Source organism: Acidocella aminolytica 101 = DSM 11237, from assembly GCF_900129125.1.
Taxonomy (GTDB): domain Bacteria; phylum Pseudomonadota; class Alphaproteobacteria; order Acetobacterales; family Acetobacteraceae; genus Acidocella; species Acidocella aminolytica.
Window position 1 is genome coordinate 1 of sequence record NZ_FQVJ01000060.1, and the last position, 15061, is coordinate 15061.

The 15061-nt window shown below is 55.9% G+C and carries 13 protein-coding genes and 2 pseudogenes; 6 read left to right on the forward strand and 9 right to left on the reverse strand.

The features are described from left to right. Positions 1–140: pseudogene (locus BUB54_RS20545) on the reverse strand (IS110 family transposase); the annotation flags it as partial. Positions 141–357: 217 nt separating this feature from the next. Between BUB54_RS20545 and BUB54_RS18640 the strand changes: the two are divergent. Then, positions 358–516: pseudogene (locus BUB54_RS18640) on the forward strand (ATP-binding protein); the annotation flags it as partial. A gap of 439 nt (positions 517–955) precedes the next feature. Here BUB54_RS18640 and poxB read toward each other — a convergent pair. The 3 genes from poxB to BUB54_RS18655 form a co-directional block, all read right to left on the reverse strand. Then, positions 956–2677: a ubiquinone-dependent pyruvate dehydrogenase gene (gene poxB / locus BUB54_RS18645; RefSeq protein WP_048878988.1), complete on the reverse strand. Its 1722-nt coding sequence runs from the start codon at positions 2675–2677 to the stop codon at positions 956–958. A 479-nt stretch (positions 2678–3156) separates the two neighbouring features. Next, complete coding sequence (locus tag BUB54_RS18650; protein WP_158320111.1) at positions 3157–3960, reverse strand: MATE family efflux transporter; 804 nt, start codon at positions 3958–3960, stop codon at positions 3157–3159. Further along, on the reverse strand, positions 3884–4540 hold the full coding sequence (locus BUB54_RS18655; protein ID WP_073212008.1) for an MATE family efflux transporter: 657 nt from the start codon (positions 4538–4540) through the stop codon (positions 3884–3886). The genes BUB54_RS18650 and BUB54_RS18655 overlap by 77 nt, the downstream gene beginning before the upstream one ends. Before the next feature lie 582 nt (positions 4541–5122). Here BUB54_RS18655 and BUB54_RS18660 point away from each other — a divergent pair. Then, positions 5123–6070, forward strand: a complete 948-nt coding sequence (locus BUB54_RS18660; RefSeq protein WP_048878986.1) for a GlxA family transcriptional regulator — start codon at positions 5123–5125, stop codon at positions 6068–6070. 68 nt (positions 6071–6138) lie between these two features. Here the strand turns inward: BUB54_RS18660 and BUB54_RS18665 are convergent, their stop codons facing one another. Then, positions 6139–6879, reverse strand: a complete 741-nt coding sequence (locus BUB54_RS18665) for a DJ-1/PfpI family protein (protein WP_241869381.1) — start codon at positions 6877–6879, stop codon at positions 6139–6141. 315 nt (positions 6880–7194) lie between these two features. Here BUB54_RS18665 and BUB54_RS18670 point away from each other — a divergent pair, with 315 nt between their 5' ends. The 3 genes from BUB54_RS18670 (at position 7195) to BUB54_RS18680 (ending at position 9505) form a co-directional block, all read left to right on the forward strand. Beyond that, on the forward strand, positions 7195–7941 hold the full coding sequence (locus BUB54_RS18670) for an SDR family oxidoreductase (protein WP_048878984.1): 747 nt from the start codon (positions 7195–7197) through the stop codon (positions 7939–7941). Positions 7942–8029: 88 nt separating this feature from the next. After that, a complete protein-coding gene (locus BUB54_RS18675) occupies positions 8030–8467 on the forward strand; it encodes a YybH family protein (RefSeq protein WP_073212010.1) in 438 nt (145 codons plus the stop codon). 129 nt (positions 8468–8596) lie between these two features. After that, complete coding sequence (locus tag BUB54_RS18680; protein WP_048878982.1) at positions 8597–9505, forward strand: glycerophosphodiester phosphodiesterase family protein; 909 nt, start codon at positions 8597–8599, stop codon at positions 9503–9505. On the opposite strand, the gene BUB54_RS18685 is transcribed toward BUB54_RS18680, so the two are convergent. From BUB54_RS18685 to ugpB, 4 genes are read right to left on the reverse strand one after another with little or no spacing between them, the layout of a single operon-like run. Continuing rightward, a complete protein-coding gene (locus BUB54_RS18685) occupies positions 9502–10569 on the reverse strand; it encodes an ABC transporter ATP-binding protein (protein WP_048878981.1) in 1068 nt (355 codons plus the stop codon). The two genes, BUB54_RS18680 and BUB54_RS18685, sit on opposite strands and share 4 nt — an antisense overlap. Further along, positions 10569–11405 carry a sn-glycerol-3-phosphate ABC transporter permease UgpE gene (ugpE, locus tag BUB54_RS18690; protein WP_048878980.1) on the reverse strand — a complete coding sequence of 279 codons (837 nt, stop codon included), beginning with the start codon at positions 11403–11405 and terminating at the stop codon, positions 10569–10571. Before ugpE ends, BUB54_RS18685 begins: the two co-directional genes overlap by 1 nt. Continuing rightward, complete coding sequence (locus BUB54_RS18695; RefSeq protein ID WP_048878979.1) at positions 11402–12280, reverse strand: ABC transporter permease subunit; 879 nt, start codon at positions 12278–12280, stop codon at positions 11402–11404. Before BUB54_RS18695 ends, ugpE begins: the two co-directional genes overlap by 4 nt. Before the next feature lie 13 nt (positions 12281–12293). Then, entirely contained in the window at positions 12294–13622 is a 1329-nt protein-coding gene (gene ugpB / locus BUB54_RS18700; RefSeq protein ID WP_048878978.1) for a sn-glycerol-3-phosphate ABC transporter substrate-binding protein UgpB, read from the reverse strand. A gap of 594 nt (positions 13623–14216) precedes the next feature. Here ugpB and BUB54_RS18705 point away from each other — a divergent pair. Beyond that, positions 14217–14792, forward strand: coding sequence for a GAF domain-containing protein (locus BUB54_RS18705; protein ID WP_048878977.1), 576 nt, complete (start codon positions 14217–14219; stop codon positions 14790–14792). Positions 14793–15061 lie beyond the last annotated feature (269 nt).

The following is a 15061-nucleotide window of genomic DNA, read 5'->3' on the forward strand; positions in this document are numbered from 1 at the left end:
CGTGGACGTTTCTCAAAAAATGCAAGCAACTGACTTCGGCGAAGCTGACGGCGCACGAGAATCCGACCGTTCTCGTCGACACCATGAACCTGGAAGACACTCTTTGCGAGGTCGATACCGACTGTGGCAAGCTCGGACATGAATAGCTCCTCTATGCAGGATGATGACTTCCCAACTATGGCGCAATGCGACGCCGGGAGCAGGAGCCATCCACACCATCAATCGAGCAGGCTTTCGCGATCCTCAAACGGCAACGGAGCTTCTCAGGAAAATCCCTCGATGAATTAATAACGTCACACTCTTAATAGGAATTACTATACCTTATCGATCCCGCGGAGGAGGAATTGCCGGAAGCCTCTGGCCTGCGCGCTCGGCCACAAAGCCTGCCGCGACAACCGTTCGGTGTTTTACCAGCGCGTGCCAAAATTATTCGGAGAGCTGGGACTGGCGCGCGGTGACGGCCGTTACACCCGCATCAGCCGCGGCCTTGGCAAGGTCGATCTGCTCATCCTGGACTAACGTGCACTGCGCAGAGATGTAGAGCTGACACCGCAAGAGCCTGCAATTACGCGACTTTCCATGATACAACTCCACATAAATGAATCGCCGTTCGCTTAGGATGGCCGCTCCCCAAACCTTAAGAGAAGAGCGCCGTGCTAAAGGTCTTGTTCCCGAAGTCTTTTTGTCATTACGAATGCTCGCGCTTCGGCGCGGAGCTCGAATTGTTTTCCCGCTGGTTGCTCGCAGCAGGATATCTACCTGGTGCTGCGACACGTCGCCATGTCCGTCGATTGAAGTGCATCCTCGAGGCCACGGCCGCTCTTCAGTGTGGCCGGATTCTACTGGAAGCCGAGTTGGATGGAGCCTTAGCCTTCGTTCCTGCTGCTCTTACGGCATGCGTGGTAGTGGCGTTCAGTAGCCTCTGCCTAAACACAGTTGCTAATTTCACGGTGTTTTACCGAAACAGATTCACCTTCGTCAGGTCCACGACTTGGCTGGCGCGACCGTTCATCACCGCCTTCAGGAGGAACAGCCCGAAGCTCTTCACGTCCTTGGCCGTGGTTTTTGGGGGCATAACCAGTTCTTGGCGGGCAGAGACTACGTCCAGCAAGGCTGGACCGGGATGCGCTAGCACCTCGCGCAGGCCGGCTTCCAGATCTTGCGGCTTGTCAACTCGCACCCCCTTCACACCCATTGCATTCGCCATAGCGGCGAAATCAGGGTTCTGCAGATCCACTCCCGTATCGAGGAACCCATTGGCCTTCATTTCTAGTTCCACGAAACCAAGCGTGCCGTTATTCAGCACGATCACCTTCACTGGCAGCTGCAACTGAGAGAGGGTGAGAAAATCCCCCATCATCATGGTGAACCCGCCATCGCCCGAGAGGGAGACCACCTGCCGCTGGGGAAATGCAGCCTGCGCGCCGATCGCCTGTAGCAGCGCATTGGCCATGGAGCCATGGTTGAACGAGCCCAGTAGCCGCCGCCCGCCACCCAGCCTCAAATAACGCGCCGCCCAGACGGTGGGAGTGCCGACATCGCAAGTGAAGATGGCATCGGGCGCTGCCAACTCGCTCACCAGCCGGTTAAGCTGCTGGGGATGTACATGCTTGCTGGCGGGGGTGATTTTGGCCAACTCGTCCAGCTCCGCCCGGGCTTCGTGGTAATCCGCCACCGCCGCGCGCAAGAAGCTTTCATCATTCTGCTGCACTAGGCGTGGCAGCAGGACCTTCAATGTTTCCTTCACATCGCCGACCAGCCCCTTGGCCAACGGGCAGCGATTGCCCAACGCCTCCGGTCTTATGTCGATCTGCACTACCTTCGCCGCTTCCGGGTAGAATTGTCGGTAGGGAAAGCCTGTACCCAGCATCACTAGTGTGTCGCAGCTTTTCAGGGCCTTGTAGCCGGAGGCGAAGCCGATGAAGCCGGTCATACCAACGTCGTAGGGATTGTCGTGCTCCACATGCTCCTTGCCGCGCAGCGCATGAACGATCGGCGCCTGCAGCTTCGCAGCCAGGGCGATCACCTCGTCATGCGCACCTTCGCACCCTGCACCGCAGAGAATGGTGGTGCGGTTGGTGCCGTTCAGCAGCGTGGCGGTTTCTTCCAAAACCATGTCCGACGGACGGACAACCGGTGGTTCGGGTAGCAGGAACGAAGGTACTGCGGCTTTTAGCTCTCCGAGCGCGACATCACCGGGGATGATCACCACCGCCACCCCTTTGCTTGCCACGGCGGCGCGAATGGCGCGCTCCAATATCTGCGGCAGTTGACGCGGGTTGGAAACCAACTCGCAATAGTGGCTGCATTCCTTGAACAGAATCTCGGGGTGCGTGGCCTGGAAATAGTCGATGCCGATCTCGGTACTAGGAATATGCGCCGCGATTGCCAGAACGGGTGCTTGGGATCGGTGGGCATCGAATAACCCATTGATAAGATGTAGATTGCCAGGTCCGCAACTACCCGCACAGACCGCCAACCGGCCGGTAAGTTGCGCCTCCGCGCCGGCAGCGAAGGCGGCCCCTTCTTCATGGCGCATATGTTTCCAGTCGATCCGCCCTTGCTCACGCAGTGCGTCAGTAAAGCCGTTCAGGGAGTCTCCTACCACGCCATACACCCGCCGCACCCCCGCCGCTGCCAGAGTTGCCGCCATGTATGAAGCCGCCGTTGCCTGCATGTTGTGTCTCCTAAGGATGCGCCCGCTCTACCGAGGTCAACAAGCCGTATCACATGATTTAGATTACCAAATCCCTGAGTAAATTGAATTGTCTGACTTTTGACGAGTTTCTATTCACTTGGAACCGCAATAAGCTTCATTATAGCGGATGTCACTGTTCGCGATCTCAGCCAGCTCTGAAGCTGTTGCTGGCATTGCGTCCGGTGTTGTTACGCATCAAGGCATGACAGTGTGGCCTGCACGGCCCAGAGCCTCTGCCGTCATTCGACCGAAGCTGCTAGGAAAGCCGACCACGAGGATGATATTTCTCACAAGGATGTCATTCCGGAAGCGTTCTAGTCAGCGCGAACGATGTCTTCGTAATAATGGATGAACGCGGGAACACTAGCGGGAGGACACCAGCTTGCCGTGTTAGTATGGTTCTACGGTAGGCTATAAATGATGGCGTGAGCAACAGAATTTTGACGAAGCACAGGGGGCTAATGCTCAACTCTGCATGAGATCGACCTTTTTGTCGGCCCTAAGAGGAGCTTTGAATGCTGCAGCATTCTCCAGCCAAGACCAAGACAGGTGAATGCAAGACCAATCGCGAGGCCCCACCATATCCCCACAGGCCCAAAACCGAGAGGATGCGCCAGTGCGTAGCAGGCCGGTACGCCAATCAGCCAATAGCCAATCATCACCAGGATCATCGGCCTAATGGTGTCCTGCATGCCGCGAAGAATGCCTAGCCAGGCGATCTGAAGAGCATCCAGCATCGTGAAGCTGCATCCAATCAGGATGAAGGTTGTTGCCATGGTATGGGTGGCATTGTTTCCTTTGTCGCCAATCAAAAAGAGGGATGGCAGTCGCGATGAAAGAACGGCCATGGTGAAGCTGACGACCGCCGACATCGCCATGCAGGAAAGGGTAATCGAGATTGCGATCTGCTTCAGCTTCAGCCAGTCCCGGTTGCCAAAAGCACTTGCAACCAGAATTGTTGCCCCTTCTCCGAACCCGAGAAAAAGGATGATCGCTAGTTCGGTGATCTGGTATGCGATGGCGTGGGCGGCAATCACCTTGCTGCTCTCGATCGACATGAGATAGGTGGAAGAGGCGAAAAACCCGACAGTGGCAAGTTCGATGCTGCCGATGGGAAGCCCCAATCTGAGCAGGCCGGGCAGGGCTGCAACTCCAGCCTTGATATTCCGCATGTAGGGAAGCAGTTCACCTATTTCTGGGAATACGGCGAGGAGGATGCAGAGAATAACGACGCAATTGGATATCAGCGTGGCGAATGCCACGCCGGGAAGGTTCCATCCCGCCTGGATGAAGAGCCAATTGAGGAGCCCGTTCGTGAAGAATCCGACCAGTGAAGAGGCTGTAACCCAAATGGATTTGCCCTGGACGTTGGCCATCTCCCACAGAATGACCAAGACCAGGGAGGGAAGGATGGAGAAAGCTGCCACTCTTCCGTACGTAGGATTGTGCGAGTTCCGTCAATTTTCGCTCTACTCCAAAAGCATCGAGAATGGTTGGTGACAGCCACATCACCACCGCGGCGAGCGCAGAGATGATAATCGCCAGCAGCAGGGCTCCTACGAACGTTGCACCCGCAGTGTTGGTTGCCTTTTGAGTTCTGGCTATAGAGAAGAGCGGCGTGAATGCCATCAACACGCCTCCACCAAACACAACGAGGAGAAGGTAGAGTTGGATGCTCAAAGTGGCACCCGCGATCTCGGAGGTCCCTAACTGGCCGATCATCAAGAGGTCGACGGTTGAATTTCCGGCGAGCAAAAGATTCGCCAGCCCAAGTGGAATGGCGATCTGAAAAATCTCCGCGTAATGACGATGTGTGGGGGCTTTTTGGATAATGGAAGGCATAGCGGTCTCAGGGTCAGGAGGACACGGCACGGCGTGCCGGAAAAGACTGACGATGAGACGGCAATATGCTTCTCAGTCAGCCCCGCGAAGTGAGATGCGGGGCGACGACAGGTCCATGCGTTCGGTCATGGAAGCGGTGGAACACCGGCTTGTCCTTATAATTGAAAGTAGGCAACAACTTTAATCCGATCTGTGCTGAACTGGCAATACCCCTTGCGGCGGGATGGGTGAGCGAAGTACCGCGTCAGTGTGACGCGCACACCGGCTTTGGTAAAGAAGGGCAAGTGCTCCAGGAGGCAAACCATCCCCACCATAGAGGAGGGTACACAACCAGACAGCTAGCTGCTTCAATGCTCTTGGAAGAATAAGCAGATGGTATTGCCACATTTCTCCGAAGCGTCGAGTTCCTTCATGGAGTGTTACACCATGAGCAAATTGGCTTCACTAATTGTGTGATAAATCATGGCGAAGCCTTGTAGTCCGGCATCTGCTTGCTACCGAGAAGAGTTCATTTTCTCAGTGTAAGTCGTTGCTACAAATAATAATATGGCGAATTTTTAAAACTTCCCTTAGATTAGGACAATGCACCGCATTGGCCTTTTCATTTGCCCAAATCATCAGACCCTCGATCTTGCGGGGCCATTGGGTGCCTTTGAAAAGACGAATGGCTTTGTTGAAGGTGGCGCCTATCATTTGGCGGTGATTTCTGAGTTCGGCGGTGATGTCTTTGGAAGCTCCGGAGTTCCTATCCAGACGCAGCCATTCCACAATCTAGAGTTCGATACGGTTGTTTTCGTCGGCGGCGACATCGGGCCTTTTCAAGAACCTGGCGCCATCGCAGCGGCAAAGGATTTAGCTATGCGTACTGCCCGGGTGGCAAGTGTTTGCACGGGTGCGTTTTTGCTTGCTGAGGCAGGGCTTCTTGATGGCCGCCGCGCAACCACCCACTGGCGTCTCGCACCAGAACTCCAGAAGCGATATCCTTTGGTTAGAGTCGAGGCGGATCGCATCTTCGTTTCCGACAAGAACATCTGGACTTCTGCGGGTATCTCGGCGGGCATCGACTTAGCATTGGCGCTGATTGAAGCTGACTTCGGAACGGAAGTTGCGCGTGAGGTCGCGCGCGAGCTTGTCGTTCCATATCGGCGCTCAGGCGGTCAGTCACAGTTCTCAGCCATGTCACAGATGGAGCCTGACTCGGATCGTATCCGCATGGCGCTCGCGTTTGCGCGTGATCATCTGGTAGAACCGCTACCGATCGAGAGGTTGGCCGAGGCGGCTAGACTGAGCGTCCGTCAGTTTGGACGGGCTTTTCGGCGCCAGACAGGTGAAACGCCAGCGAAGGCAGTGGAGCGTTTGCGTGTCGAGGCGGCCTGTATTCGCTTGCGGAGTGGGTCCGAACCTATCGAGCAAATCGCGAAAGCTGTGGGCTTCACTGATCCAGAAAGAATGCGTCGGGCGTTTGTCAAGTTGCACGGCCATCCGCCACAAGCAGTTCGGCGCGCAGGGCGTCAAGAAAATGCTATTTAGCGACGCTCCTCGGCGCTATTTATGGGAGCGTCGCGTGATACGATTTTTTGATTAATTATCCTACCGTTCTAAAGAATCGGTTGCATCAGGCCGTATTCCGAACCAGGCAGCATTTTGTAGACCGCGTTGCGAACATTTGGCGGCGCATCGGACGGATTACCCGCGTGGAACGGTGGCTGTGGGTCATACTGGACGAGCAATTGCGCTTCTTGAGCAGCCTGGGCGCCGCGTAGTTCTGCCGCTATCGCCAAGCCAAAATCGATCCCGGCGGTGACGCCTCCGCCGCTTATGAAGCGGCCATCCTTCACGATGCGGCTAGGATCAGGGATTGCACCGTATTTCTTGAGGTCGTTCAAGAAGGCCCAGTGGCAGGCGCTCCGCTTTCCCTTCAGTGCACCAGAGGCGGCTAGAATAATCGAGCCCGTGCAGACCGAGGTGACGTATTTCGCGGTCTCAGACAGGCGCTTAATGTGGGCCAGTATCTCGGGTTTCATCATCGCCGAAAGGTTGAGGCCGCCGGGAACGCAGATTACGTCCACGTCGGTGACGTCGGTGAGCTTCTCGGTTGGCCCGAAGACGACGCCATTCTCCAGCGTCACAAGACCGCCAGCCGGGCTTGCAAACCGCACCTTTACATTGGGCAGGAGTGTAAGGATTTCATGGGGACCTGCGAAATCTAAAAGCGTCCCATTGGGGTATATCGCGAACAGAAAGTCGACGGGCTTTTTGGCCTCATCAATCGTTGTCGCACGTGCTCCGCCCGGAACAAGGCTGCCGGCCGTGGCCGCAGCAACTGCTATGCCGCCCATTAGCATAGCCTGGCGCCGTGATGGCCCCCCTGCGCTCGGGGCTCCCGAAATTGTCATATCAAAAGTGTCTGGCACATCGCTCTCCTATTTGGCCCTGTGAAACTGGCGAGTTGTTGGATCGTTCTACACTTAGTGTAGCGCTGCGGTTTCCTGAAGGACCAATTTCCCTCGTTTTACGCCTTATTCTAGCTTATCAAAAATGACTATTTATAAGGGAAATATGTCCTTTAAGACGTTTTTTGTCACCCTAAGTTTGATCCGAACAATGGGCGTGCCTGTGGCCGCTTATTACACTTTATTCGCGAGGAATTTGGTATGCGGCTTTCAGGAAAGACAGCACTAATCACAGGCGGTACAAGTGGCATTGGTCTTGCCACTGCAAAGCTATTCATCAAGGAAGGTGCGCGCGTTGTTGTTACCGGCCGTGACAAATCTCGCTTCGCCTATGTGCAAGCGGAGCTCGGCGAAGGGGCCCTTATCCTTGCTGCCGACGTTCGATCTAGCGAGGCGATGCAGGAGGTCACAGCTCAAGTTCAGCAGGTTTTTGGAGGACTTGATATTCTGTTTGCGAACGCGGGCTATGTCATTCCAACGCCGCTTCAGTCGATTGATGGGAGCCAGTACGACGACATCATGGATGTAAGCGTCAAGGGCGTGGTGTTCACGATGCAGGCCGCTTTACCTATATTTCGTGAAGGTGCATCGGTCATTCTGACGACGTCGTTTATCGATCAGACCGGCAAGCACGGTCTATCACTGGTCGCAGCCGCCAAGGCTGCCGCCCGCTCGCTCGCGCGGAGTTGGTCCTACGAACTGCTTGACCGCAAAATTCGCGTCAACGCTGTCGCGCCTGGGGGAATCGAAACACCGCTGCTAGGTAAATTAGGTTTATCAGAAGCTGAGGTGGAAACGTTTAAAACGCAATTTACCTCGACTGTCCCTCTCGGGCGAATGGGGCAAGCCGAGGAAATCGCCGCTGCGGTGCTGTACCTCGCGAGTGATGAGTCCCGATACGTCGTTGGGACAGAACTAGTGGTTGATGGCGGCTGCTCGCAGCTCTGAAACCAACAGCAGTCTCCCCCAGAAACTTTTCACCAATGGAGTTATTATGACAAAACTAAGGCTCGTCTCACACCTCATGGGAGCCTTAATGGCCCTCACGCTACAGTCTGCTCCAGCAATCGCGACCACGGTACACTCGTCGGACGACGCTGCAGTGAAGGCTGTGACGGAGCAGTTTGCCACGGACCTCGCCAAGGGTGACCTCAAAGCGATCTCACTTCTCTATACTGGCGACGCCAAACTTTTGCCCCCTAACGCAACGGCAATTTCAGGCCGGGCCGCAATCCTTACTTACTTCAAGAAAAACCTTCGGCCGGATCTCGTTGCGCGCGCCAAGTTCAGCCATTACGAGATCTATGGTGGTGGCGATGCCGCGACCAGTATGTCCGAAATGGAGATGTATGACGGTAAGGGCCGCGTCGTTGAGCGCGGTAGGCAGATCATTGTCTTGATCAAACAAGGTGGGGAGTGGAAAATCCATCGTGACATGTGGTCAGACAATACCCCAACCATGGCTTGTAACTGACGGTGCAGGCGATTGACGTTTACGTCTTGTTCGGGCGCATCGCACCTGCGATGATGCAAAGGCCGTGGTAGCTTAACATGCTGTCCACTAAACTGGCAGCAGCTCAATTGAACCTTCAGGAGGTGGGGCATGGTCGCGGTTTTTGGGCATCGCGGGGCACGGGGGCTGTTGCCGGAGAACACGCTGGCGGGCTTTCACTTGGCGCGGGAGTTGGCGCTTACGGGTGTTGAGTTTGATGTGGGCGTGACGGCGGATGGGGTGGCAGTGGTGCATCACGACGCTCAGCTGAACCCGGACCTCGCGCGTGACCGATATGGCGCCTATGTGGGCACGGATGGGCCGCTGGTCCGGGATCTCAGCTTTCAACAGCTTGAAACCTATGATGTTGGCCGCTTGCGGGCGGGGAGTGCTTATGCGGCGCGTTACCCCGCACAGCGTCCAATCGACGGAGAGCGGATTCCGGGGTTCGGTGATGTCCTCGAGGCTTGTAGCACGATGGATCTGCTGATCGAGGTGAAAAGCTTCCCCGACTGGCCGGAGGCGACGCTATCGCCCGGTCGGCTGGTAGAGAAGGTTCTGACGCTCTTGCGCGCGGCAAATGGCATTCGCAACGCCGTGCTCTACGCTTTCGATTGGCGGGTGCTGGAGGAGGCCGCGGTGCTGGAACCGAGCTTGCGCCGCTGCTGTCTGACGGAGCCTGAAACCGTGAAACAGGCTGATCTCTGGTTCGGCAAAACCAGGTTGGCGGACTTTGAGCCGGACTGTCCCGGTGCCGTGCCCCGCGCCGTGGCCAGCACGGGGGCGGTTGTATGGGCGCCGTTTCATAAAATGCTGGACAAGCTGGAGATGGCGGAAGCCAAGCGTCTCGGCCTTACGGTGATTCCTTGGACCGTGAATGAGGTGGAAGACATTCACCGTATGATCGATCTCGAGGTAGGTGGCATAATCTCGGACTGGCCAGACCGGGCGAAGGAGATTCTTATCAGCCGCCATGTGAAGATAGCCCCGCCCGGCTTTGTCGCGGGGCTATCTGGCTAACCCAGGCGCTTTCCTGTCGCGCTGTCGAACAGATGAAGTTGCGTGGCGGGCAGACTGATGAAGAGGTTCTGTACCGCTGGCGCCGGAAAGGGCACACGGACGTGGAAGGTCTCGCCATCTGACAAGGTGCCGTGCAGTAGTGCTTCCGAGCCCAGTGGTTCCACGAGATTAACCGTTAGGCGCAAGGGTGTTGGCTCGCTTTTCACTACTACATGCTGCGGGCGGATGCCGATGCTCACCTCCGTGCCATCCGCGCCCCAGGGCGTTTCACCGGGCAGATCGATTTCAGGTCCGGCTGCCAGCTTAGCGAGGCGTCCCCCGCCGCATAGCGTGGCGGCGCAGAAATTCATCGCGGGTTCGCCGATGAAGCCGCCCACGAAACGGTCTGCTGGGCGGGCGAACACTTCCACCGGAGTGGCGATCTGCGCGGCATGGCCCTCATGCATCACGGCCAGCCGGTCCGCTAGCGTCATCGCTTCCACCTGGTCATGTGTAACGTAAAGGCTGGTGACGTTGAGGCGCTTCTGCAGCTTGCGTATATCGGCGCGCACCTGCACGCGAAGCTTGGCATCCAGGTTGGAGAGAGGTTCGTCGAACAAGAACAGCTTCGGCTCGCGCACAATGGCGCGGCCCATGGCCACGCGCTGGCGCTGCCCGCCGGAGAGTTCGCGTGGCTTGCGGCCTAGCAGGGCGGAGAGCGAGAGCGTTTCGGCCGCTTCCTCCACCCGGTTCCTAATGTCCGTCTTCGGCAGCCCTTTCAGCTTCAGCCCGTATGCCATGTTATCGAACACGCTCATATGCGGGTAGAGCGCATAATTTTGGAACACCATGGCGACATCCCGCTTTGCAGGGTCCAGGGCGGTGATGTCTGTCCCGTCTAGCAGGATGCGCCCGGCGCTGGGGGGCTCCAGCCCGGCGACGAGCCTTAGCAGAGTGGATTTGCCGCAACCCGAGCCGCCCACGATCACCAGCATCTCGCCATCCTCAAGGCGCACATCCAGCCCGTGCAGTACTGGGGTTTTGCCGAAACTCTTGGTCAGCCCCAGCAATTCGAGCGTTGCCATTATTTATCAACCTCCGTCAGCCCGGCCACGAACCAGCGCTGCATTGCCACCACCACGATCACCGGCGGCAGTAGCGCCAGGATCGTCGTGGCCATCACCAGGTTCCAGGGAATGAGTTGGTCGCCGGTGATCATCTGCACGATCCCGAACACCACTGTATCCATATTTCCCTTGGTGGTGATGAGCAGCGGCCAGAGATATTGGTTCCAGCCATACACAAATTCAATCACGAATAAGGCCGCGACATTGGCCCTCGAGACGGGCAGCAACACATCCCAGAAAAATCGCATTGGCCCGGCGCCATCCAACTTCGCAGCTTCTACTAGCTCATCCGGCACGGCCAGGTAGATTTGCCGGAACAAGAGCGTGGCGGTGGCCGAGGCGATCAACGGCAAGGTAAGGCCGGGGAAGGTGTTGATGAGATGCAGGTCCGACATCACCGAGTAGGTAGGGATGATGCGCACCACGATGGGCAGCATCAGCGTGATGAAGATGAGCCAGAAGGCCGCCATACGGAAGGGGAAGCGGAAAAACGCGATGGCGAAGGCCGAGAGCGCCGAAATCACGATCTTGCCGACGGCGATGGTCATCGCCATACCAAAGCTCACCAGCAGCATATGCCAGACCGGCGCGCTGCCGGTGAGGCCGCTGCCGAAGCTGAAAGCCCGAACGAAAATGCCGAGGTGCGACAGGTTAGGCAGCAGCGAAATATCGCCCCGGTTGATGGCGCCCGCCGATTGCGTTGCGCCCGCGAAGGTCACCCAGATGGGGAAAATAAAAAGTAGCATGCCGAGTAGCAGCACTGCATGGGCAAGGTAATCGGGCTTTTTGTTCATGTCGAGCGCCTGGTTGTAATCCGGAATTGCATTATGATCAGGCCCACGATCCCGGCCATAAGCAGGACAGATTGCGCGGCAGAGCCGCCGAGATCGAGATTAATGACGCCATCCCGATAGACCTTTACCACCAGCACATCAGTGGCGGTACCTGGCCCGCCGCCGGTGAGAGCGTAGATCACATCAAACGTGTCGAAGGCCGAGTAGACGAGGTTGGTGACCACAAGGAACAAGGTGGTCGGCATCAGCATAGGCCAGATCATGGTACGGAAGCGGTGGAAGCTCCGGGCACCATCCAGCGTTGCGGCCTCGATTATCGAGCGTGGCACCGATTGCAATGCGGCGAGATAGAAAATGAAATTATAGCTCACCTGCTTCCACGCTGCGATGAGTACGACCAGCGCTAAGGCTTGGTTGCTGTTGGTGGCATAGTTGAAATTGATACCGAACCCAGCGAGCAGGTTGGTGATGAGCCCGATTTGCGGTTGAAATAGGAACACGAAGATCACAGACGTAAGCGCTGGTGCTATTGCGTAAGGCCAGATCAGCAGAATCCGGTAAAGGAACCGCCCATGAATTGAGCGGTTGGCGAAGCTGGCGAATACCAACCCGCCTGCCATGGAAAGGTTGGTGACGATGACGCAGAAAACGGCCGTGCGGACCAGCGCCTCATGATATTGTGGCGAGGTGACTAGAGAGGCGAAATTTCTAAGCCCAACAAACACAGTGTTGAGACCGAAGGCGTCGGTCGACTGGGTGCTTTGGTAGAAAGCGCCGCCCGCCGGCAGCAGGAAGAAGATAAAGGTGATGGCCAGCTGGGGGGCGACGAGAACGGCAGGCAAAAGCCTGCTGTTGAAGAGGGTACGCCGTTCCACGCGGTGCCTCGGCTCAAGCCTTCACGGCTTGGGCGAAGCGGTCGATCACCACCTGGCCGCGCTGCTGCGCATTGGCAAGCGCTTGGCTGGCGGTGGTGCCATTCTGAATCGCCCGCTCCCATTCCTCTTCCACGATGGTACGGATTTCCGGCATGCCGCCCAAACGGATGCCGCGTGAAAGTGGTGTGGGGGTGGTTCGGGTGAGCTGCATGACCGCCAAGTCGCTGCCTGGGTTTTGCGCGTAGAAACCCTGCTTGCGGATCAGTTCGTTGCCCGCCAGTGTAACCGGCACGTAGCCGGTGTGCTCCGCCCAGCTCGCGTCATTTTCGGGCTGGGAGATGAATTTAAAGAAGCTGGCGACGCCTTCATACTCATCGTCGCCGCGACCGGGCGCGGTCATGGCCCAGAAGGCGGCGCCGCCGATGATGGAGTTGATCGGGCTCTTGATGATCGACTCATGATAGGGAAGATAGGCGCTAGCGAACTTGAACTGCGCGCTCTTCTTGAGCTGGCCGAAGATGGAAGAGCTGTCGAATGTGATCGCTGCCTTGCCCGCGTAGAAGATCGGGCTCGGCTTGCCGTCGCGCCCTTCATAGGAAAACAGCTCTTCTTTCTGCATTGAGAGAAGCGTGTCCAGTTGTTTCACGAACGGGGCGGTGTTCAGCTTCAGCGTCGGGTTGGCGCCGCCGAAGCCGTCATTTAGTGTGGCGTATTCAACGTTATGGATCGCGGCAAACTGCTCGAAATGAATCCAAGTTGGCCAGGAGGTCATCACCGGAATCTCGGCGGCGTTCTTTGCCTTGATGGCGCGGGCTGCTTTGATCACATCGTTCCACGTGGAAAGCGGGACCTTGGGATCCAGCCCGGCCTTTTCAAAAGCATCCTCATTGAGCCACATCAACGCGGTGGAGGAGTTGAACGGGGCGGCGGCCATCTTGCCGTCGTTCAGGCTGTAATAGCCGCGCACGGCGGGGATGTAGGTGGCGGGGTCGATCGCCAAGCCGGTCATCTTGGATAGCTTGTAAACATCTACCACGGCGCGCCCGGCGCTCATCATGTCCGCGGTGCCGACATCGAATACCTGCGCGATGGAAGGCGCCTTGCCGCCGCGCCAAGCGGCGATGGAGGCGGTAAGCAGGTCTGAATAGGTACCTTTATAGGTTGCGTTGACCCGATAGTTGCCCTGGCTGGCATTGAACTTGTCCACGCTGGCCTGCAGGGTCTGGCCCAGCGCGCCGCCCATGGCGTGCCACAGCGTGATGCTGGTAGGGGCGGCTGCCCGCGCGCTTGCGGCAACCACCATGCTGGCGGGGACTGATGCAATCAGGGTGCGGCGTTTCATAGAGGCTTTCCTTCTGCTTGGAGGACCCGCAGCAGTTAGTCCAAGCCCTCAGCCAGTCAATAGCAGTTTCGTGACAATGCGGGCAGTCAAAAAATGCTTAAAAACAGAGGCTTCCTTGTCAATCAGGCTAGTTCATGACGCTCTGTTTGGCTTCACGATAGCGATTCAGCTTGGTGGTTCCAAGTCCATGCAATTGCCCTAGGGCCCGCCTTGATGGTTTGCACCGAGATCTGAACTCTTCGGCACAAAGCGTATATATTGATCCACTCTCTATGCTTATCCATGATACGAACAACATATTCGATGTGGTGGCCTGGCCATTCGATAATGCGGATAAATAGCCTGCGCGGGTTATGGTATGAAGCTTCAAGAGAGAAGAGCCCGGATTTCATTGTTAACGGCGTCAACAAAATAATCTACATTTCTTTTGCATCTTTTGTCATTTATCAATTGCATTACAAAAAATTACAGATAATACACGTTTGGCCCTTCAGAGGAAGGCAACCACTTAGTGGTGGGAAAGGCGTTGGGTCAGGGGCTTCTGAATTTTGAGATGCCATTGGAATTTGTTTTCGGTGGAAAAGGTTAGCGTCTATGTCGTACATCGCCAGTTCAGAGCTTGATCAATATGATGAGCAAGCACTGTCTCAGGGACAATTAAGCCAAGCTATTCAAGATGAATTGAGAAAATCCCTAGCTATTTTGGCGATCGAATTATCGTTAAAAATAAAAATTTCTTATGTTGCCGCATCTCTTTTTCAAAACGCTTCGCCATTTTTTGGCGGATTTAGCGTGTGCGACTCTGATTACATTCCATATGACAGTAAGTTGTTTATGGATACTCTCAGTATACAAGGCGTTGTGAATGTTTGCGATGTAGACAAAGGTGAGCATTTTGAGAAAATTCATTCTCCAAAATGCAGTTCTCGAATTAAATCTTATTTAGGTGTTACAGTAAAAAATAGAAATGGAGAGGCGATTGGTGTGCTCTACGCCTTTAGCCCCTGGCATGAAGTTTTTTCTGCAGCCGATGAATTGGTTATACAGGCTTTTGCACAAAAAGCATCGGCAATGGTTGAGGTTTTGAACATTTCTGAAGCGTTGAAGAGTATCCACAATAAGAAGAACTGTCGAGAAGTGTTTGAATATCTTACGAGCTTAGCTGTTTAATCGTGACCTATTGGAATTTTGTACGCTGATCTGTTTCTTAGGTCGTTGGAAAGCGATCTTCGAACATAATCACAAGTGGACTTCTGACAGATCGCCATACGCCTACTGAGCATGTCCGCTCGGTGGGCGTAGCATTCAAGGCAAGCTAGATCACTTTCGCCGCTGCCTCGTCACTTATAGTAATTTCCATTAAGAGTGTGACGTTATTAATTCATCGAGGGATTTTCCTGAGAAGCTCCGTTGCCGTTTGAGGATCGCGAAAGCCTGCT